Raw genomic sequence first — 19,196 nt, 5'->3', positions numbered from 1 at the left:
GCTACTTGCCCTTCAATGCCGCCTTGCGTTCGGCCATCCGCGCCCGAAACCGCGCTGCCCAGCCGCCCTGCTGTTGCTGCCGCCCGCGCGCCACCGCCAGCGCATCCGCCTCGACATCGGCGGTCACCACCGATCCGGCGCCGACGATCGCCCCGGCGCCGATGCTGACCGGCGCGACCAGCGCGCTGTTCGAGCCGATGAATGCCCCGGCGCCGATTTCGGTACGGTATTTGAGAAAGCCGTCATAATTGCAGGTGATCGTCCCGGCGCCGATATTGGCGCCGGCGCCGACATCGGCATCGCCGATATAGGATAGGTGGTTGGCCTTCGCCCCTTCGCCAAGCCGGGCCTTCTTCACCTCGACGAAATTGCCGACCTTCGCCTTGCGGCCGATCTCGGCGCCGGGGCGCAGCCGCGCATAGGGGCCGATCTCGGCGCCTTCACCAACACTGGCGCCCTCGACATGGCTGAACGCGTGGATGCGCGCGCCCGACGCGATACGAACGTCGGGGCCGAACACCACGTTCGGCTCGATGGTCACGTCGCGCGCGATTTCGGTATCGTAGGAGAAATACACGGTTTCCGGCGCGATCAGCGTCACGCCATCGGCCATCGCCTCCGCCCGCCGCTGCTGCTGCCACGCCGCCTCGACAGCGGCCAGCTCGGCGCGGCTGTTGACGCCGGCAACTTCACCGGCCCCGGTCTCGATCACCGCCGAGGCGCGCCCGTCGGCGGCGGCGAGCATGACGATGTCGGGCAGGTAGTATTCGCCGGCGGCATTGGCGTTGCCGACGCGGGCAAGCAGGCGAAACAGGTCGTCGGCCGCCACCGCCATCAGCCCGGAATTGCATAATGTCACGGCCCGCTCGTCGGCGGTCGCGTCCTTGTATTCGACCATCCTGACGATGCGGCCGTCACCATCGGCGATGATCCGGCCATAAGCGGCGGGATCGGCGGGGCGGAAGCCGAGGACCACCGCCGCCGGAGCGTCACCGGCATGCAGCCGGTCGAGCATCCGCCGCATCGTCGCGGCCGAAACCAGCGGCACGTCGCCGTAGAGGATCAGCACGTCGCCGGAAAAGCCGGCCAGCGCCGCTTCCGCCTGCTGGACGGCATGGCCCGTGCCGAGTTGCGGCTCCTGCACCGCCAGCGCCGCGTCATGCCCGGCCAGCGCCGCTTCCAGCTGATCGCGGCCGCTGCCGACCACCACCACTTTGCGCGCGGGGGCGAGCGCGTCGACGGCGGCGACAAGATGCAGCAGCATCGGCCGGCCGGCGACCGGGTGGAGCACCTTGTGCAGGTCCGACTTCATCCGCGTGCCCTTGCCGGCGGCAAGGATGACGGCGGCGACAGGAATATCGGTCATCGCTGGCATGTCCTTTGTCGCGCCCCTTGGCACGGACGGCTTGCTATTGCCAGTGGGCGGCGGGCATGGCCCGCGCATGAACGCTTTTCCATTCGCGATCGTCGGCTTCGACCTGGACGGTACCCTGTTCGACACCAGCGCCGACCTCGGCGCCGCGGTCAACCATGCGCTGGCGCTGGCCGGGCGGCCGGCCATCGCGCTCGACGCGGTCAAGGGGCTGATCGGCGGCGGCCCGCGGCGGATGCTGGAGCGCGGGCTGGAAGAGAGCGGCGGTTGCGACCCCGATCAGCTCGACCGGCTCTACCCTCCGCTGCTCGACCACTACAGCGCCAACATCGCCGTTGGCACCGTGCCCTATCCCGGCCTGCTCGCGGCGCTCGACCGGCTGGACGGGCTGGGCGTCGCGGTCGGCATCGTCACCAACAAGCAGGAGGCGCTGGCGGTTCGGCTGGTCGACGCACTCGGCCTGTCCGCCCGCTTCGCAACGATCATCGGCGGCGACACGCTCGGTGCCGGCAACGCCAAGCCCAGCGCCGCGCCGATCCACGAGTTGGTCCGCCGGCTCGGTGGCGGGCGCGCGGCGTTTGTCGGCGATTCGATCTATGACGTCATGGCGGCGAAAAATGCCGGTGTGCCGAGCATCGTGGTCCGTTTTGGTTTTCCGAACCAGCCGATCGAGACGATGGGCGCCGATGCGATCATCGACAGCTATGCGGAGCTGGTCCCGACGCTGGAACGGCTGGGGCAGCCGGGCCGCTGAGCCCGGATACGCTTACCCGCGCCGGCGCCATTTCCTCCACAGCTGCCGTGCGAGCAGCACCGGCGGCATCCGCAACCCATGCGAACGCGCATAAAAGTCAAGGCGGGTGAGCGGCCGGGTCGGCCGGCCCCACCCGTCGCATAAAGCCGCTCCGCCAGCCGCTCCGCCAGCCGCAACGCCCGCGCCACTGCGCCAGTCAGCCGGTGCAGCCGGGCACGCTCGCCAAGGCGCGACCGGAATTCCGCATCGTCGAACGCGCGGGGTCGAGCGCGCGGGCCAGTCGGTCGATATCCCACAGATTGCACAGGCCGCCGGACAGGTCGCCATCGGCGATCAGGTGGGTGGCAGCGAGCGTCCGTGCAGCGCCGCCTTCACCTCGTCGCTCATCCCGCCCCTATCCGCCTGTCACGCTTTCATAATCGTAACATCGCATGGATGCATCAACGACACCGAATCGGCCGGGTCACGCGCGCCGAAATCGGATAGGGAGGGATGGCGATGCGGCATGACGACTCCTTGCGCGTGGTATCGGCGCTGTTCCTGCTGGTGGCAACGGCGGCGCTGCTGTGGTGGGCCGGCGCCGCCGCCGGGGTCATCGCGGCGGTGCTGGCCGGCGGCGGCGGGCTGTTCTGGCTCGGCCGGCGCGCGCCGCCGCCGGCGCCGCCCACCGGCGCCGCTGCCGCATCGGATGACGGCGACCGGGTCCAGCTTCTGATCGAAGCGATCACCGAGCCGATCCTGATCATCGCCGACGACCGGGTCGCCAATGCCAATGCGGCGGCGCTGGCGCTGCTCGGCGCGCATATCGTCGGCGAACATGCCCGGCTCGCCATCCGCCACCCGGAAGCAGCGGAACGGCTGACCGCGCCGCTGGCGACATTGCCGGGCGCGCCGGTCAGCCTGGTTGGTATCGGCACGCGCGAGGCGCGGTGGGAAATGCAGGTCGGCGCGCTCGACGACGGCCGCCGTCTCGTCCATCTGAGCGACCGCACCGGCAGCCATGCGGCGGAACGGATGCGGGTCGATTTCGTCGCCAATGCCAGCCACGAACTGCGCACCCCGCTGGCCGCGATCCTCGGCTTCGTCGAAACGCTGGCCGACGACAAGGCCGGTGGTGACCCGCCGACGCGGCGGCGGTTTCTGAAGGTAATGGACGACGAAGCGCGGCGGATGGGGCGGCTGGTCGACGATCTGATGTCGCTGTCGCGGATCGAGGCGGACAAATTCCGGGCGCCGGACAGCCCGATCGACCTCGTCCGGCTGGTCGAGGAGGTGCGCGCCACCCTCGCCGCCAGCCATGGCAACCGCGGCCGCGACCTGACGGTGGTCATGGCACAGGCGCCGCCGCCGGTCGTCGGCGATACGGCGCAGCTGTCGCAGCTGCTGCACAACCTGGTCGGCAACGCGATGAAATACGGCAAGCCGGGCACGCCGGTGACGATCACGCTCGCGCCGGGGCCGGAGACCATGGTGCAGCTGACCGTCGCCGACGAGGGAGAGGGCATTCCCGCAGAGCACCTGCCGCGCCTGACCGAGCGATTCTACCGCGTCGACTCGGGGCGCAGCCGGGCGCTTGGCGGCACCGGGCTCGGCCTCGCCATCGTCAAGCACATCGTCGAGCGGCATCGCGGGCGGCTGGATATCGCCAGTATTGCGGGCGTTGGCACCACCGTAACCGTGCTTCTGCCGGCGCTGTCATCAAACTGTCACGGAAACATCACACAGGGCGCCTGAAACGCGGGCACGACGCGGAGCCGGAACCGGCCCCGCCACGGGGCCGCCGATGGAGTGGCGCTGAACCCATGCTGCGCAGCCTAGCGATCCTGATGGCTTCGGCCGGACTGCTGTCGGCGTGCCACGACCCGGCCGGCGGGGCGGGCGGCGGCGTGCGCGAACAGATTCGCGCTGTCGGTTCGTCGACGGTGTTTCCGTTCACCACCGCCGTCGCCGAACAGTTCGTCAACGCCAACCCCAATTACCGTTCGCCGATCATCGAGGCCACCGGCACCGGCGCGGGTATGAAGCTGTTCTGCAGCGGCGTCGGCGCGCAATATCCGGATATCGAGAATGCGTCGCGGCGGATGAAGGCCAGCGAATATGCGCTGTGCAGGAAAAACGGCGTCGACAAGGTCGTCGAGATCCAGATTGGCGTCGACGGTCTGGCACTGGGCGAATCGAAGCGCGGTTCGCGGATGGCGCTCAGTGTGCGCGAAATCTATCTGGCGATCGCCGCCAACCCCGACGGCAAGCCCAACCGCGCGCGGACCTGGGCGGACATCAACCCGGCGCTGCCGACGACGCCGATCGTCGTCTACGGACCGCCGTCGACTTCCGGCACCCGCGATTCGCTGACCGAACTGATCATGACCCCCGGTTGCGACCAGAACCCGGCGAACAAGGCGCTGAAGGCGGTCGACGAGGACCGGCACAAGGACCGTTGCACCCGCATCCGCGAGGACGGCGCCTATGTCGATGCCGGCGAAAACGACAATCTGATCGTCCAGAAGCTCGGCGCCAACCCGGATGCGGTCGGCATTTTCGGCTATAGTTTCCTCGAAGAGAATCTCGATACCCTCGCCGGCATCCCGATCGACGGGGTCGAGCCGACCTATGATACCATCGCCAGCTTCGCCTATCCCGGCGCGCGGCCGCTCTACATCTACGTGAAGAGCGCCCATATGCGCGCGATACCGGGGCTGAAGGAATTCGTTGCCGAATATGCCGGCGCGTGGAATCCGGGCGGTTCGCTCGCGCGCCGCGGCCTGATCGCGGCGACGCCGGATGTCCGCGCGGCAAATGTCGCGGTGGCGAGCGCGCTCACCCCCCTCGATCCGGCCGTGCTGAAATGAGCGTCGCCGCCATTGCCTTCCTCGTCATCGGCCTTGGCCTTATCGGCTGGCTCAGCGCGCGGACCCGCGCCGCCCGCTTCGCTGCCGCCAACACCGCCGGGGCGGTGGGCCGTCCGCATTCGCTGCCCTTGTACCATGGCTGGTATGTCGCGCTGTGGGCGACGGTGCCGGCGCTGCTGTTCCTGGCGGTCTGGAGTTGGACCAGCCCGGCGCTGGTCACCGGTGCGGTGCTCGACACCCCTGCCGCCGCCGTCCTGCCGGAAAGCGGGATTGAGCGCGGGGCGTTGCTCGCCGAAGCGCGGGCGCTCGCCCAGGGCAGGCTGGCCGGCGCGTTCAATGACGAAGCGGCCGCGCTCGCCCCCGCCTATCGCGCGGCGCAGGCCCGGTTCGACGGGATTGCGGCGGTACTGGCGCTGATCCTCGCCTTTGCCGGCGGCGCCTATGCCTTCACCCGCGTCCGTCCGGATTTCCGTGCCCGCACCCGGGTGGAACGCGCGGTGATGGCGACGCTGCTCGTCGCGTCGCTGATCGCGATCCTGACGACGGTCGGCATTGTCGCGTCGCTGCTGTTCGAATCCTGGCGATTCTTCTCGATGGTGTCGCCGGTCGACTTCCTGTTCGGCTTGCGCTGGAGCCCGCAATCGGCGGTCATCGCCGGCCAGACCAACCAGTTTGGCGCGATCCCGCTGTTCTGGGGAACGATTTTCATCGGCGCGATCATCGCCATGGTCGTCGCCATCCCGCTCGGCCTGATGAGCGCGGTCTACCTGACCCAATATGCCGGGCCACGACTGCGCGCCTGGATGAAGCCGGCGCTGGAGATGCTCGCCGGCGTGCCGACCGTGGTCTACGGCTACTTCGCCGCGTTGACCGTGGCGCCGGCGTTGCGCGATTTTGCCGCCGCCGTCGGCATTCCCGGCGCGTCTTCCGAAAGCGCGCTCGCCGCCGGCGTGGTGATGGGGATCATGATCATCCCGTTCGTGTCGTCGATGGCCGACGATTCGATCACCGCGGTTCCCGCCGCGATGCGTGACGGCTCGCTGGCGATGGGCGCGACCCAGTCGGAAACGATCCGGAAGGTGCTGATCCCGGCCGCGCTCCCCGGCGTTGTCGGCGGTGTCCTGCTCGCCGTCAGCCGCGCGATCGGCGAGACGATGATCGTGGTGATGGCCGCCGGCCTCGCCGCCAACCTGACCGCGAACCCGTTCGCCAGCGTCACCACCGTGACCACCCAGATCGTCCAGTTGCTGACCGGCGATCAGGAATTCGACAGCGCCAAGACGCTTGCCGCCTTCGCGCTCGGGCTGGTGCTGTTCGTCATCACCCTGTTGCTCAACATCGTCGCCCTGCGCGTCGTGAAGAAATATCGCGAAGCATATGAATAGGCTTGGCCTCACTGACTGGAACGGACCGGCGATGAAGCGGCGCCTGGCCCGCCGCTATGCCGCGGAGCGGCGCTTCCGGCTGATCGGGCTGGGCGCGGTACTGCTGTCCGCTGCCTTCCTCGCTTTCCTGCTTGTGTCGATGATCGGGCAGGGCGCCACCGGCTTCTTGCGGACAGAGGTGCGCGTCACCCTGGATTTCAAGGCGGCGCCGCTATCGCTCGACCGCGCGGCGCTGGCCGGGCGCGGGGCGGACCTCGCCCTCGCCAACGCTGGCATCCCCGGCCATCTGAACGCCGCCGCGACCGCGGCCTATGGCGGCGACGGGCCCGGTTACCTGTCCGAAAATAGCTGGCTCGACGTGCGCGACGCAATCCGCGCCGATCCGGCGCTGCTCGACGGCAAGGCGACCTTCTGGGTTGCGGCGGCGACCGCCATCGACCTTGCCGCCAAGGGGCATGGGACCGCCGAGGCGAAGGCCGCCTATGCGAAGCTGAAACAGGCCGGGGCGGTCCGCAAGACCTTCAACGGCGGGTTCCTCAGCCGGTCCAACTCCAACGACCCGACCCGCGCCGGCATCTGGGGTGCGTTCAAGGGGTCGTTGCTGACGATGATCGTCACGCTGCTGCTCGCTTTCCCAATCGGCGTGCTGTCGGCGGTCTATCTGGAGGAATACGCCCCCCGCAACCGGATGACCGACCTGATCGAGGTGTCGATCAACAATCTGGCGGCGGTACCGTCGATCATCTTCGGTCTGCTTGGCCTGGCGGTGTTTCTGAACACCTGGCAATTGCCGCGTTCGGCGGCGCTGGTCGGCGGGCTGACCCTGGCGCTGATGACGATGCCGGTCATCGTCATCGCCGCGCGCAACGCGATCAAGTCGGTGCCGCCGTCGATCCGCGACGCGGCGCTGGGCGTCGGTGCCAGCCCGGTACAGGTGGTGTTCCACCATGTCCTGCCGCTGGCGCTGCCCGGCATCCTGACCGGCACGATCATCGGCATGGCCCGCGCGCTGGGCGAAACGGCGCCGCTGCTGATGATCGGCATGCGCGCGTTCATCGCCACCCCGCCCAACGGCTTTACCGATCCGGCGACGGTGCTGCCGGTCCAGATTTTCCTGTGGTCGGACGAGGTCAGCCGTGGCTTTGTCGAGAAGACATCGGCGGCGATCGTCGTGCTGCTCGCCTTCCTGCTCGCGATGAACGGGCTGGCCATCTACCTCCGCAACCGCTTTGAACGACGCTGGTGACCATGATCGAAGACCATTCCGTCAAATCCGACCGGCCGACGAAGATGTCGGCGCGCAACGTCAACGTCTTCTACGGGCAGAAACAGGCGATCAGCGGCGTGTCGATCGATGTCGACATGGACAATGTCGTCGCGTTCATCGGCCCGTCCGGCTGCGGCAAGTCGACCTTCCTGCGCACGCTGAACCGGATGAACGACACCATCCCCGGCGCGCGGGTGGAAGGGCAGATCACCCTCGACGGCACCGATATCTACACGCCCGACATGGACGTCGTTCAGCTGCGCGCCCGTGTCGGCATGGTGTTCCAGAAACCGAACCCCTTTCCCAAGTCGATTTACGAGAATGTCGCTTACGGCCCGCGCATCCACGGCCTGGTCGACGGCAAGGCGGATCTCGACGCGATTGTCGAGCAGTCGCTGCGCCGCGCCGGCCTGTGGGATGAGGTGAAGGACCGGCTGAACGAAAGCGGCACCGCGCTGTCCGGCGGCCAGCAGCAGCGGCTGTGCATCGCCCGCGCGATCGCCGTCGACCCGGAAGTGATCCTGATGGACGAGCCGTGCTCGGCGCTCGACCCGATCGCCACCGCCAAGATCGAGGAACTGATCCACGAACTGCGCGGCCGCTACGCGATCGTCATCGTCACCCACAACATGCAGCAGGCGGCGCGCGTGTCGCAGCACACCGCCTTTTTCCACCTCGGCCAGCTGGTCGAATACGGGGTGACGTCGGAAATCTTCACCAACCCGCGGGAAGTCCGCACCAAGGACTATATTACCGGCCGCTACGGCTGAGAGGACAGGATATGGCGAACGGCACCGAACATACGATCAAGGCATTCGACGACGAGATCGTCGCGCTGCGCGGCCTTATCGCCGAAATGGGCGGCCGGGCCGAATCGGCGATCGAGCAGGCGATGCAGGCGCTGGTCCGCCACGATCTGGAAACGGCGCGGCGAATCGTGGCCGAAGACCAGCTGATCGACGAGATCGAGGCGAAGGTGGAACGGCTGGCGGTGCAGATCATCGCCCTGCGCGCGCCGCTGGCCGACGACCTGCGCGAAGTGGTCGCGGCGCTGAAGATCGCCGGCGTCATCGAACGGATCGGCGACTATGCCAAGAACATCGCCCGGCGCACCCCGCTGATCGGCGGCCGCCACACCATAGAGGCGCTGTCGGTGCTGCCGTCGATGGCGACGCTGGCGGTCGACATGGTGCGCGGCGCCCTCGACGCGTTCGCCGCGCGCGACTGGCAGGCCGCCGTCCGGGTCTGCGACGAGGATCGCCGCGTCGACGATTTCTACAACAGTATCTTCCGCACCCTCGTCACCTTCATGATGGAGAATCCGGCGACGATCGGCCAGGCGGCGCATCTGCTGTTCGTCGCCAAGAATCTCGAACGGGTCGGCGACCATGCAACCAACGTCGCCGAGATGGTCTATTACGCCGCGCGTGGCACACCGATGCCCGAACGCGAGCGCGGCGGCGACGAAGACAGCACGGAGAGCTGACATGGCCCGCGCCGACATGCTGCTGGTCGAGGACGATGCCGCCCTCGCCGAACTGCTCGTCTGGCATTTCCGGCGGGAGGATTTTTCCGTCCGCCACACCGCCGACGGCGAGGAAGCACTGCTCCTCGCGCAGGAGCGCGCCCCCGATCTGGTGCTGCTCGACTGGATGATCGAGGGCCTGTCGGGGATCGAGGTCTGCCGCCGGCTGCGGCGGATGCCGGACACCGCCAACGTGCCGATCATCATGCTGACCGCGCGCGGCGAGGAGGAGGACCGCGTTCGCGGCCTCGAAACCGGCGCCGACGATTATGTCACCAAGCCGTTTTCGCCGCGCGAACTGGTCGCCCGGGTCGGCGCGGTGCTGCGCCGGGTGCGGCCGGCGCTGGCCGGCGCCCAGCTCAGCTATGCGGATATCGAGATGGATACCGTCGGCCACAAAGTGCGCCGCGCCGGCAAGCCGGTGGCGCTTGGGCCGACCGAATTCCGCCTGCTCCGCCATTTTCTGGAGCATCCCGGCTGGGTGTTTTCCCGCGAGCGGCTGCTCGATTCGGTCTGGGGCCAGGACGCGGATATCGAACCGCGCACGGTGGATGTCCACATCCGCCGGCTGCGCAAGGCGATCAACGGTGATTCGCTGCCGGACATCATCCGCACCGTCCGTTCCGCCGGCTATTCGCTGGACAGCGAAGGCCGGCACTGATCCGCCGGGGCCTTTCCCGCCCCGTACCCCCGGCGCATTGCGCGGCGAACAACGCAAAACCGGCCGCGGGTTGCCCCGCGGCCGGTGTTGTTAGCGCCGTCGCGCCGGGCGCTCGCCCGGTCGTGGCTCAGCGGCTCTTCAGCTTGACGCCGACATATTGCGGCCGGCCGGCACCCCGCTGGACGAGCAACAGCACGCTGTTGCGGTTGGCGGTGGTCGCTTCGCGCACCGCGGTGGCGACGTCCTGTGCGGTCAGCGCCGGGCGGCGGTTGATCGACAGGATGACGTCCCCGCGCTTCAGCGTCTTGGTCGCGGCGTCGCTCGACGGGTCGACGCCGGTGATGACCACGCCCTTGACGTCGGCGGGGACGCCGATGCTGCGCGCGATCGCCGGGGTCAGCGGCTGGACGGCGACGCCGAGCGAGGCCTGCGCCGCCTGCTGGCTTGATTCGCTGTCGTCGTCCTCGCTGTCGAAGCCTTCGCCCTGGCCAAGGCTGGCGGCCAGTTGCTCTTCCGGCGGGCGTTCGCCGACGGTCAGCGTTACCGACATCGTCTTGCCGTCGCGGATCAGCTCGATCGGGATACGGGCGCCGACCGGGGTGTTGCTGACCAGATAGGACAGCGTCTGGTCCGGCGTCACCTCCTGGCCGTTGACCTTGGTGACGACGTCGCCGCGGCGGATGCCGGCGCGGGCCGCCGCCTCGTTCGGCTCGACCCCGGCGATCAGTTCACCGCGATGCTTGGGCAGGCCCATCGCTTCGGCGATCTCGGCGGTGACGTTCTGGATCTGGACACCCAGATAGCCGCGCCGCACCTTGCCGCCCTTCATCAGCGTTTCGACGACCGGGCGCGCCTGCTCGGCGGGAATGGCAAAGCCGATGCCGACATTGCCGCCGCTGGGGGAGAAGATGGCGGTGTTGATGCCGATGACGTTGCCGTTCAGGTCGAACATCGGGCCGCCGCTGTTGCCCATGTTGATCGACGCGTCGGTCTGGATGTAGCGGTCATAAGCGCCGCCCTGGCCGGTGTTGCGGTGCAGGGCGGAAACAATGCCGGACGTGACGGTGCCGCCCAGCCCGAACGGATTGCCGATCGCCACCACCCAGTCGCCGACCCGCGTGTGGGTCGAATCGCCGAACTTGACGAAGGGCAGGTTGCTCGCGTCGATCTTCAGCACGGCCAGGTCGGACACGACGTCGCGGCCGATCAGCTTGGCCTTGTATTCGGTCCGGTCGGGCAGGGTGACGGTGATCGATTCGACGACCGCGCCGTTCCGCCCGCCTGAAATCACGTGATTGTTGGTGACGATGTATCCGTCGGTCGAGATGATGAAGCCCGAACCGAGCGACGTTGCCTCGCGGGTGACCGCCCCGCCCGGTCCCTGATCGCCGAACAGGTTGCCGAACGGCGTGCCCGCGAACGGGTTGGTCTGCACCGCGACGCGCTGGGTGGTGGAGATGTTGACAACGGCGGGCTGGAGCTTGGCGGCAAGGTCGGCAAAGCTCATCGGCGCGCCGGCGCGCGGCGGGGCGGAACCGATGGCGTTCGGCTCGTTCTGAGCGACCTGAGCGCCAACCGGCTGCTGCATGGTCATCGTCGCGGCCGCACCGCCGACGAGAAGGGCTGTCGTGATCGCGTAGGCGTAACGCACGTTCATTGTCCTCTCAAAGACTGCAGGCCCGGGCGCGGAATGCGCGCGTTGTCCTTGCGCGTCCACGCTGAACGGAAATTGAATGACCCCTTATCGTCACCGCCCTCTGCCCTGGAATTCACGCAGATAGCCGTTGTTTGGTGACAGGATGATCGACGCGTTGCCCTCCGCGTTGGTGCCGTCGACGCCGAAGGTGTGGCGGTAGGACTGCATCGCGCGATAGAAATTGTAGAAGTCGGGATCCTTGTTGAATGCGTCGGCATAGGTGCGCGCCGCGTTGGCGTCGGCCTCGGCGCGGATCAGCTGCGCCTGCTTGCGGCCCTGTGCATCTATGGTCAGCGCTTCCTGCTCGCGGGCGCTGCGCATCCGCGCGAAGGCGGAATCGAGCGGCGCACCGTCGGGCAGGTCGGCGCGCTTGATCCGCACGTCGATAATTTCGGCGCCGTACTGCCGGGCAACGCGGTTCAGACCGGCCTGGATATTGTCCATCAACTGGCCGCGTTCCGGGCTGAGCAGGGCAGCAAACTGCCGCTTGCCCAGTTCGTTGCGCAGTTCGGAGCCAAGGATCGGGCGCAACTGGTCCGACACGCGCTGCTCGGTGCCGGCGGTGATGAACATGCGCAGCGGGTCGACAATGCGGTAGCGCGCATAGGCATCGACGTTCAGTCGCAGCTGGTCGGTCGACAGCACCTGCTGGCGGTCCATCTCGACGTCGAGCACCCGCTTGTCGACCCAGACGATCTGGTCGACGAACGGCACGCGGGCGATCAGGCCGGCGCCGGAACGGCCGAAATCCTGGTCCGCCTTGTAACGGTTGACGATGCTGATCGGTTCGCCGAAGCGGACGATCACCGCCTGCCGGGTTTCCGGGACGACCGAGAATGTGGCGCTGGCCAGCACCATCAGCATGATCGCGGCGATCATCAGCGCGACCGGGTTGCGCCAGGATATCGCGTTCATCGGCTGGCCCCCCCGGTTACCGTCTGGGTGTCCGCCGCCTGGGCGCGGCGCTTGATCTCGGGCAGCGGCAGATAGGGTGTCACCCCCGGCGCCTCGACGATCGTCTTGTCCACCTTGGACAGAACATCCTCCATCGTCTCGTAATACATGCGCCGCCGGGTCACTTCGGGCGACAACCGATATTCGGCATAGACCTTGTCGAACGACGCCGCCTCGCCCTCGGACTTGGCGGTCATCTGCTGGGCATAGGCGCGGGCGTTGTTAAGGTAACTGATGGCGTTCTGCTGCGCCGCCGTCACCTTCTTGAACGCGTCCATCACCGCCAGCGGCGGATCGGCCTGCTTGATGGCGACACCCTGAATGCGGATGCCGGCACGATAATCGTTGAGCAGGAACTGCATGCGTTCCTGCACCTCGGCCTCGATCGCACCGCGGCCCGAACCGATCGCGTCATTCAGGCTGACGTTGGCGACCGCCTGGCGCATCGCGCTTTCGGCGACCTCGCGGATCGTCTCGTCCGGCTCGGCGAGCTGGAACAGGTAATGGGCGGGGTCGCTGATGTTCCAGCGCACGGAATAGGCGAGGTCGACGATGTTCTGGTCGCCGGTCAGCATCAGGTTTTCCGAATCGGGAGAGGTCGACCCGATGTCGATCGTGCGAATCTCTTCAACGTCGCGGACGGTGACGGTGTCGATCGGCGACGGCAGCGACAGGTTGACGCCCGGTCCCATCGTCCCTGCATAACTGCCCAGCCGCAGGATGACGCCGCGTTCCTGCGGACCGATGCGGTGGACGCTGGTCAGCAGAAACCACAGGCCGAGGATGATCAGTATGCCATAAAGCCATAGCGGCCGTCCGGCGCCGAAATCCGGCAAACCGCCGCCACCGCCACCGCCACCGAAGCGGGCGCGCCCACGGCGCAGCAATTCGTCGAGGGCGGTCGGGCCCGCCCCCGGCCGGTTGCCGCGCGGGCGGCCGCCGCCGGGCGGCTGGTTCCACGGGTTGCGCGGTCCGCCACCGCCGGAGCCGCCGCCGTCGCCGCTACCCCCGCCGCCATTGCCGCCGCCGCGTCCGCCCCACGGCCCGCCGCCGTCGTTCAGCATCGCGTCTACCGGCGCCGGCCGGCCCAATATCTTCCTCATCCCGCCGTTATAGGGATGGCGACGCGTGAAAAACAGTGTCATCCATCAAACGGCTGGCCTATCGGCGTCATTGCCATGACAACAGCAGACGAAATCGCCGCCGCGATCGCCCCGATCGCTGGGCGGCGCGCAGCCCGACCGCGTATTTCCGGAAACCTTGCCAGCCTGATCGTCGACGCGACCGGGCTTGCGCCGCCAGAATGTGAGGCGCTGGAACGCGAGTTGACCAAAGTGGTCGGCGCTCTGCCCGGTATCGCCACCGTCCGCATCGCTTTTACCACCGAACGGGCGACGCGCCGGCTGATCGCGGTTGGCAGCGGCAAGGGCGGTGTCGGCAAGTCGACGCTGGCGGCGAACCTTGCCGTCGCGCTCGCCGGGCGCGGCATGGCGGTCGGGCTGGTCGACGCCGACATCTACGGTCCGTCGCTACCCCGGCTGATGAAGGCGGAAGGGGTGCGCCCGACCGCGAAGGACAAGCAGTTGCTCCCGGTCGCCACCGATCTTGGCGTGCCGATGCTGTCGATGGGCCAGCTCGTCGCACCGGGGCAGGCGGTGGCATGGCGGGGACCGATGATCGGCAGCGCGCTCGGTCAGTTGCTCGACGCCGACTGGGGCGCAACCGACACGCTGATCGTCGACCTGCCGCCCGGAACCGGCGACATCCAGTTGACGATGATCCAGAAATATCGTCCGGCCGGCGCGGTCATCGTCTCCACCCCGCAGGACCTGGCGCTGATCGACGCGCGCCGGGCGATCGACCTGTTCACCAAGGTCCAGGTGCCAATCATCGGCCTGATCGAGAACATGGCCGGCTATGCCTGCCCGCATTGCGGCGGGATCAGCCACCCGTTCGGCAGCGGCGGGGCGGAGGCGGAGGCGGAGCGCCTCGGCGTGCCGTTCCTCGGCCGCATCCCGCTCGACGCGGCGATTCGCGCCGCCTCCGACGCCGGCGATCCGCCCGCCCGCCATGACGACGAAGGTGGCGCCGCGTTCCGTGCCGTTGCCGATCGGTTGTACGAATGGCTTAACGCGCCGGGTTGATCGCTCTATTGTTGTCGGGCGGGGGTTGGGAGATGATCCATGCCTGTTACCGATGATGCCGGCATCTACCGCCTGCTCGCCAGTGCGCGGACGATCGCGCTGGTCGGCGCCTCCAACCGGCCGAACCGGCCGAGTTACGAGGTGATGAGTGTCCTCCAGCAGCACGGCTATCGCGTCATTCCGGTCAATCCGCAGATCACCGGCGACCATGTTCATGGCGAATTCGTCTGGCGGGATCTGGCGCAGCTTGGCGACCCGATCGATATCGTCGACATTTTCCGCAACAGCGCGGCGGCGGGGGAGGCGGTCGATCAGGCGATCGCGGCCGGCGCGAAGGCGGTGTGGATGCAGCTGGGCGTGATCAACCCGGCCGCGGCCGAACGGGCAGAGGCGGCCGGGCTGACCGTGGTGATGAACCGCTGCCCGGCGATCGAGCTGGTACGCCTGTCGGTTCCGGCGGTGACGGCGCCGTGACCCGCGCCGTGCTATGCGCCGTCGCGCTGCTCGCCGCGCCCGCCGTTGCCGGTAGCGCTGTCGAGGCGCCCGGCCGCATTTACCACTGCCAGGACGGCGGTATCGTCGAGGCGCGTTATATCGGCGCCGACCATGCGCTGGTCCGCTTCATGGGTCGGGCGATGATGATGGAGGCCGGCCCGGCGGCAGACGGCGTCCGCTATGTCGGTGGCGGCTGGCAATGGTGGACGCGCGGCATGGACGAAGGCCTGATTGCTCCGGTCCGCCCCGGCGCGGGGATGGCGGCGGAGCCGGGCAGGCGTTGCGCCGTATCGGCGCGCGCCACTAATTAATGTGATTACAACGGGTTGACTCGATAAGCGGCGGGCAATGTGGAGTGCGCTTCCCGATCCGTCCTGGCTTGCGCCGCTTGTCGTGGCGGGCGATCGCCTGCTTCGGCTGTTCCTGGCGCCGGCGTCTTTGTTATCGTTACAGTCGCTGCTGTCCGCCCTGCTGATCGCGGTGCTGTGGACGCTCGGCCGGCGGCGCCGCGTGCGGACGGTGCGGGCGCGGGTGCTGGCGCGGGCGCTGTTTCCCCGTCGCCTGATCCGCAGCGCGTCCAGCCGCGCCGACATCAAGCTGACCCTGCTCAATCTGCTGGTGTTTCCCGTATTGTTCGGCTGGGCGCTGTTGAGCGCCCGCGCAATCGAGCTGTGGGTAGGCGGACTGTTGCCAGCGCCGGCGGCGCCTGTGCTGCCCGGCTGGCTGGCCGCCTGCTGCGCGACGCTCCTGCTGTTCCTGGCCTATGAGCTTGGCTATTGGCTGGACCATTATCTGTCGCACCGGCTGCCGCTGCTGTGGCGTTTTCACCGTGTCCACCACAGCGCCGAATCGCTGTCGCCGCTGACCAACTTCCGGGTCCATCCGATCGACAGCATCGTTTTCGTCAATATCGTCGCGCTGGTCACCGGCACGGCGGCGGCGCTGCTGCGGCCGCTGCTTGGCGGCGCGCCGGCGGTCTACGTCATAGACGGGCGCAACCTGCTTGGGGTGCTTGCGCTCTATCTGATCACCCATCTGCTTCACTCCCATTTCTGGGTCAGGCCACCTGCGCCGTTCGACCGGCTGGTGCAAAGCCCGGCGCATCACCAGCTCCACCATTCCAGCAACCCGGCGCATTACGGCCGCAATTTCGGCGCCAGCCTGGTGCTGTTTGACTGGCTGTTCGGGACGCTGCTCCGCCCGTCGGCGCGGCGCCCGGCGCTGACCTTCGGTGCCGTCGGCGAAGCGCCCCGGCACGATCTGTGGACGTTGCTCGTCGGGCCGTTCATCGGCAGACCCCGGCGCTGGCGAGCGCCAACGCCGTCGGCCTTCCCAGCCTGGCACCCCGGCTTGGCGCCAGCCCTCGTCGTTGACAGGGAAGACTATCGCGTCAGCCGGTGAGACGGCGAGGATGATGCACAGGGGCGTGGGGCTGTCAGGCCGCATGGCGGCGCAGCCGCCAGTTCAGCAGGTGTCCGGCAATCAGAAACAGGCTGCCGGTGACGGTCGCCCATGTCTCCGCTCCTTCCGCCATGCCCGGCAGCAGGGCGGCGGCCAGGCAGCCGGCGCCGATGCAGCCGAGCACGGCGGGCGGCAGCGCGCGGTGGCGCAGATAGCCGACCCAGAAAGCGGCGAGGGCGGCGGGCACGACCAGCGCCAGCGCGACATAGTGGAAGGCGGCCGACGCCGCGAACAGGCCGATCGCCCCGGGCAGCAGCATCAGCAGCAGCGGTAGCGCCAGGCAATGGACGAGGCAGAGGAGTGAGGCCGAAACGGCGACCCCTTCTATGGCATTGGCTGGCCGATCACCCGTCCGTCGCGTCCGTAAATCCCGTATGCTCATGCTTTCGTTACTGCCTATTGCGATATGTTATATCGTCACGTAATAGCGATCCTCTTCCGAGAGCAAAAGGGGTTTATGGTGAAAATACGCGTCCTGCTTCTGTCCGCCGCGTCGTTCCTGGCGACCAGTCCCGCCTTTGCGACAGCCGAGGATGCCGATGGCGTGGCGCGAGGCGACATCGTCGTCACCGCGATGGGGCTGGAGCAGACGGCGGACGAAACCGCGACGCCGGTCGTCACGCTGACTGGCGATGCGCTTGTCCACCGCCGACAGGCGACGCTGGGTGACACGCTGGCCGGCCAACCGGGCATTCATTTCGACAATTTCGGCGGTGGCGCGAGCCGCCCGGTGATCCGTGGCCAGACCGCCCCGCGCATCGAAGCGCTGGCCGACGGCGCCGGCATCCGCGACGCGTCGGCGGTATCGCCCGACCATGCGGTGACGACCGAACCGCTGCTGCTGCGCGGCATAGAAGTGCTGCGCGGCCCGGCCACCCTGCTCTATGGCGGCGGCGCGATCGGCGGCGCGATCAACATGCTCGACGACAAGGTGCCGACGGAACAGCCGGAAAACGGCATTACCGGTGTTGCAGAAGGCCGGCTGGGCACCGCGGACGATGAACGTTCTCTGGTTGGCGGGCTGACGGTCGGCGCCGGCCCCTTCGCCTTTCGCGTCGAAGGGGTGCGCCGCCGTTCGGACGCCTATCGGGTGCCGGCGCGCTTTGGCGACCGCCATGTCGACGGTTCGTACAACGACACCTCGACCGTCACTCTCGGCGGTGCGTGGATCGGCGCCGACGGCTATCTGGGCGTCGCCTATACCCGCCAGCGCAGCGAATACGGGCTGCCCGGCCATTCCCACGAATATGAATCCTGCCACCCGCACGGTAGCAGCCTGCATTGCGGCGGGCACGGCCATGACGACGACCATGACGACGATCACGATCACGATCATGCTCACGATCATGACGAAGTGCCGTTCGTGAAACTGCGGAGCGAGCGCTTCGACATTCGCAGCGACTATCGCGATCCGCTGCCGGGGCTGGAAAAGCTGCGCTTCCGCATGGCGTTCACCAACTACGCCCATGATGAGATCGAGGAAGATCAGATTGCCACCACCTTCAGGAACAAGGCGCGCGACATACGGTTCGAACTGACTCACAGGCCGATTGGCGGGCTGCATGGCATCGTCGGTGTCCAGCACGCCGAAAGCCGGTTCAGCGCGCTGGGGGAAGAGGCGTTCCTGCCGGAAAGCGAGACGCGCAACACCGCGCTGTTCCTGAAGGAAGCGCTGCGCGCCGGCCCGCTGCGCTTCGAAATCGCCGCGCGGCAGGAATGGCAGACGATCGAGACGACGCTCGGCCGCAGGGCCAGCCATCGTCCCTTCTCCTTTTCCGGCGCGGCCGTCTGGGACATGGGCGGCGCCTATTCGCTGGCGCTGGCGCTGACCCGGTCGCAACGCGCGCCGAATGCGCAGGAACTTTATGCCCGTGGCGTTCACCTTGCCACCAACACCTATGAACTGGGCACGGCAACGCTCGGCAAGGAAACCAGCAAGGCGGTCGATCTGACCTTCCGCAAGACAGCGGGCGCGACGACGCTGACCCTTGGCGCCTATTATCAGGATTTCGACAATTACATCTATGCGGACACCCTCGACCGTTTCGAGGATTTCCGTCTGATCCGCTACACCGCCGCCGACGCGACATTCGCCGGGATCGATGGCGAAATCCGCCAGCAACTGACGCCCGGCGTCTCGGTGGCGGTGTTCGGCGACTATGTTCGCGCCCGGCTGGCCCACGGCCGGGGCAATCTGCCTCGCATACCGGCCGGGCGGCTCGGCGGGCGCGCCGATGGTGCCTGGGGTCCGGTGTCCGCCGGCCTCGAATATTACCGCGTGTTCGAACAGGACAGGATTGCGGCTTTCGAAACGTGGACGGCCGGCTACGACATGCTGAATGCGACGGCGGCCTATCGGCTTGATTTTGAGCCGAAAGCCAGCGCGGAACTGTTCGTCCGCGCGACAAACCTGACCAATGCCCTCGCCTTCAACCACGCGTCGTTCATCACGGCGGCGGCTCCGTTGCGCGGCCGTAATTTCGTCTTCGGGTTGCGCGCCGGGTTCTGAGCGCCGTCGCCCCATCATTTTGCTGCTTCGCTGATCGGCGGGTCGGGCTTCGTCCCGACCCGCCGCTTGATTCCAGGCGAGTTCTGCAAACCAAGCTACTGGAATATCCACGATAAATTGACAG

Annotated in this window: 18 protein-coding genes; 13 read left to right on the top strand and 5 right to left on the bottom strand. The window is 67.8% G+C overall.

Annotated features, from left to right (window positions below):
• Position 1: 1 nt before the first annotated feature.
• Complete coding sequence (glmU, locus tag ACMT1E_RS13805) at positions 2–1,366, bottom strand: bifunctional UDP-N-acetylglucosamine diphosphorylase/glucosamine-1-phosphate N-acetyltransferase GlmU (protein WP_414900959.1); 1,365 nt, start codon at positions 1,364–1,366, stop codon at positions 2–4.
• A 76-nt stretch (positions 1,367–1,442) separates the two neighbouring features.
• Here glmU and ACMT1E_RS13800 point away from each other — a divergent pair, with 76 nt between their 5' ends.
• The 8 genes from ACMT1E_RS13800 to phoB all read left to right on the top strand — a co-directional run bounded on the left by ACMT1E_RS13800 (position 1,443) and on the right by phoB (position 9,813).
• Complete coding sequence (locus ACMT1E_RS13800; RefSeq protein ID WP_414900958.1) at positions 1,443–2,126, top strand: HAD-IA family hydrolase; 684 nt, start codon at positions 1,443–1,445, stop codon at positions 2,124–2,126.
• 498 nt (positions 2,127–2,624) lie between these two features.
• Positions 2,625–3,860, top strand: coding sequence for a sensor histidine kinase (locus ACMT1E_RS13795; RefSeq protein WP_414900957.1), 1,236 nt, complete (start codon positions 2,625–2,627; stop codon positions 3,858–3,860).
• A gap of 68 nt (positions 3,861–3,928) precedes the next feature.
• Complete coding sequence (locus tag ACMT1E_RS13790) at positions 3,929–4,975, top strand: substrate-binding domain-containing protein (protein WP_414900955.1); 1,047 nt, start codon at positions 3,929–3,931, stop codon at positions 4,973–4,975.
• Complete coding sequence (gene pstC / locus ACMT1E_RS13785; RefSeq protein WP_414900954.1) at positions 4,972–6,360, top strand: phosphate ABC transporter permease subunit PstC; 1,389 nt, start codon at positions 4,972–4,974, stop codon at positions 6,358–6,360. The genes ACMT1E_RS13790 and pstC overlap by 4 nt, the downstream gene beginning before the upstream one ends.
• Entirely contained in the window at positions 6,353–7,606 is a 1,254-nt protein-coding gene (gene pstA / locus ACMT1E_RS13780; RefSeq protein WP_414900952.1) for a phosphate ABC transporter permease PstA, read from the top strand. The genes pstC and pstA overlap by 8 nt, the downstream gene beginning before the upstream one ends.
• A gap of 2 nt (positions 7,607–7,608) precedes the next feature.
• Complete coding sequence (gene pstB / locus ACMT1E_RS13775; protein WP_414903441.1) at positions 7,609–8,397, top strand: phosphate ABC transporter ATP-binding protein PstB; 789 nt, start codon at positions 7,609–7,611, stop codon at positions 8,395–8,397.
• Between the two features lie 11 nt (positions 8,398–8,408).
• Entirely contained in the window at positions 8,409–9,113 is a 705-nt protein-coding gene (gene phoU, locus ACMT1E_RS13770) for a phosphate signaling complex protein PhoU (RefSeq protein ID WP_414900951.1), read from the top strand.
• A 1-nt stretch (position 9,114) separates the two neighbouring features.
• A complete protein-coding gene (gene phoB / locus ACMT1E_RS13765; protein WP_414900949.1) occupies positions 9,115–9,813 on the top strand; it encodes a phosphate regulon transcriptional regulator PhoB in 699 nt (232 codons plus the stop codon).
• A gap of 127 nt (positions 9,814–9,940) precedes the next feature.
• On the opposite strand, the gene ACMT1E_RS13760 is transcribed toward phoB, so the two are convergent.
• From ACMT1E_RS13760 to hflK, 3 genes are all read right to left on the bottom strand, one after another.
• On the bottom strand, positions 9,941–11,464 hold the full coding sequence (locus ACMT1E_RS13760) for a DegQ family serine endoprotease (RefSeq protein ID WP_414903439.1): 1,524 nt from the start codon (positions 11,462–11,464) through the stop codon (positions 9,941–9,943).
• A 96-nt stretch (positions 11,465–11,560) separates the two neighbouring features.
• Entirely contained in the window at positions 11,561–12,424 is an 864-nt protein-coding gene (gene hflC / locus ACMT1E_RS13755; RefSeq protein WP_414900948.1) for a protease modulator HflC, read from the bottom strand.
• Positions 12,421–13,566 (bottom strand): FtsH protease activity modulator HflK, encoded by a 1,146-nt coding sequence (hflK, locus tag ACMT1E_RS13750; protein WP_414903437.1) that lies wholly within the window; start codon positions 13,564–13,566, stop codon positions 12,421–12,423. The genes hflC and hflK overlap by 4 nt, the downstream gene beginning before the upstream one ends.
• 75 nt (positions 13,567–13,641) lie before the next feature.
• Here hflK and ACMT1E_RS13745 point away from each other — a divergent pair, with 75 nt between their 5' ends.
• The 4 genes from ACMT1E_RS13745 to ACMT1E_RS13730 are packed head-to-tail and all read left to right on the top strand — an operon-like array spanning position 13,642 to position 16,503.
• Positions 13,642–14,607 (top strand): Mrp/NBP35 family ATP-binding protein, encoded by a 966-nt coding sequence (locus tag ACMT1E_RS13745; protein WP_414900947.1) that lies wholly within the window; start codon positions 13,642–13,644, stop codon positions 14,605–14,607.
• A gap of 39 nt (positions 14,608–14,646) precedes the next feature.
• Positions 14,647–15,081, top strand: a complete 435-nt coding sequence (locus ACMT1E_RS13740) for a CoA-binding protein (RefSeq protein ID WP_414900946.1) — start codon at positions 14,647–14,649, stop codon at positions 15,079–15,081.
• Entirely contained in the window at positions 15,078–15,413 is a 336-nt protein-coding gene (locus ACMT1E_RS13735; protein WP_414900945.1) for an MliC family protein, read from the top strand. The genes ACMT1E_RS13740 and ACMT1E_RS13735 overlap by 4 nt, the downstream gene beginning before the upstream one ends.
• 37 nt (positions 15,414–15,450) lie before the next feature.
• Positions 15,451–16,503, top strand: a complete 1,053-nt coding sequence (locus tag ACMT1E_RS13730; RefSeq protein ID WP_414900944.1) for a sterol desaturase family protein — start codon at positions 15,451–15,453, stop codon at positions 16,501–16,503.
• Positions 16,504–16,537: 34 nt separating this feature from the next.
• Here ACMT1E_RS13730 and ACMT1E_RS13725 read toward each other — a convergent pair whose 3' ends face one another.
• The gene (locus ACMT1E_RS13725) at positions 16,538–16,822 is read right to left on the bottom strand and encodes a MerC domain-containing protein (RefSeq protein ID WP_414900943.1); all 285 of its coding nucleotides are present in this window, start codon (positions 16,820–16,822) and stop codon (positions 16,538–16,540) included.
• 201 nt (positions 16,823–17,023) lie between these two features.
• Here ACMT1E_RS13725 and ACMT1E_RS13720 point away from each other — a divergent pair, with 201 nt between their 5' ends.
• Positions 17,024–19,072 carry a TonB-dependent receptor domain-containing protein gene (locus ACMT1E_RS13720; protein WP_414900941.1) on the top strand — a complete coding sequence of 683 codons (2,049 nt, stop codon included), beginning with the start codon at positions 17,024–17,026 and terminating at the stop codon, positions 19,070–19,072.
• Positions 19,073–19,196 lie beyond the last annotated feature (124 nt).

It is taken from the genome of Sphingomonas flavalba (assembly GCF_047553045.1).
GTDB lineage: Bacteria > Pseudomonadota > Alphaproteobacteria > Sphingomonadales > Sphingomonadaceae > Sphingomonas_L > Sphingomonas_L flavalba_A.
Note: the sequence above shows the minus strand (reverse complement) of the source record. Positions and strands in the feature narration are given on the sequence as shown.

Bases quoted from the DNA above. Each gene is read 5' to 3' on its own strand.
- glmU (WP_414900959.1), bottom strand. From the start codon at position 1,366: ATGACCGATATTCCTGTCGCCGCCGTCATCCTTGCCGCCGGCAAGGGC.
- ACMT1E_RS13800 (WP_414900958.1), top strand. From the start codon at position 1,443: ATGAACGCTTTTCCATTCGCGATCGTCGGCTTCGACCTGGACGGTACC.
- ACMT1E_RS13795 (WP_414900957.1), top strand. From the start codon at position 2,625: ATGCGGCATGACGACTCCTTGCGCGTGGTATCGGCGCTGTTCCTGCTG.
- ACMT1E_RS13790 (WP_414900955.1), top strand. From the start codon at position 3,929: ATGCTGCGCAGCCTAGCGATCCTGATGGCTTCGGCCGGACTGCTGTCG.
- pstC (WP_414900954.1), top strand. From the start codon at position 4,972: ATGAGCGTCGCCGCCATTGCCTTCCTCGTCATCGGCCTTGGCCTTATC.
- pstA (WP_414900952.1), top strand. From the start codon at position 6,353: ATGAATAGGCTTGGCCTCACTGACTGGAACGGACCGGCGATGAAGCGG.
- pstB (WP_414903441.1), top strand. From the start codon at position 7,609: ATGATCGAAGACCATTCCGTCAAATCCGACCGGCCGACGAAGATGTCG.
- phoU (WP_414900951.1), top strand. From the start codon at position 8,409: ATGGCGAACGGCACCGAACATACGATCAAGGCATTCGACGACGAGATC.
- phoB (WP_414900949.1), top strand. From the start codon at position 9,115: ATGGCCCGCGCCGACATGCTGCTGGTCGAGGACGATGCCGCCCTCGCC.
- hflC (WP_414900948.1), bottom strand. From the start codon at position 12,424: ATGAACGCGATATCCTGGCGCAACCCGGTCGCGCTGATGATCGCCGCG.
- hflK (WP_414903437.1), bottom strand. From the start codon at position 13,566: ATGAGGAAGATATTGGGCCGGCCGGCGCCGGTAGACGCGATGCTGAAC.
- ACMT1E_RS13745 (WP_414900947.1), top strand. From the start codon at position 13,642: ATGACAACAGCAGACGAAATCGCCGCCGCGATCGCCCCGATCGCTGGG.
- ACMT1E_RS13740 (WP_414900946.1), top strand. From the start codon at position 14,647: ATGCCTGTTACCGATGATGCCGGCATCTACCGCCTGCTCGCCAGTGCG.
- ACMT1E_RS13730 (WP_414900944.1), top strand. From the start codon at position 15,451: ATGTGGAGTGCGCTTCCCGATCCGTCCTGGCTTGCGCCGCTTGTCGTG.
- ACMT1E_RS13725 (WP_414900943.1), bottom strand. From the start codon at position 16,822: ATGCTGCTGCCCGGGGCGATCGGCCTGTTCGCGGCGTCGGCCGCCTTC.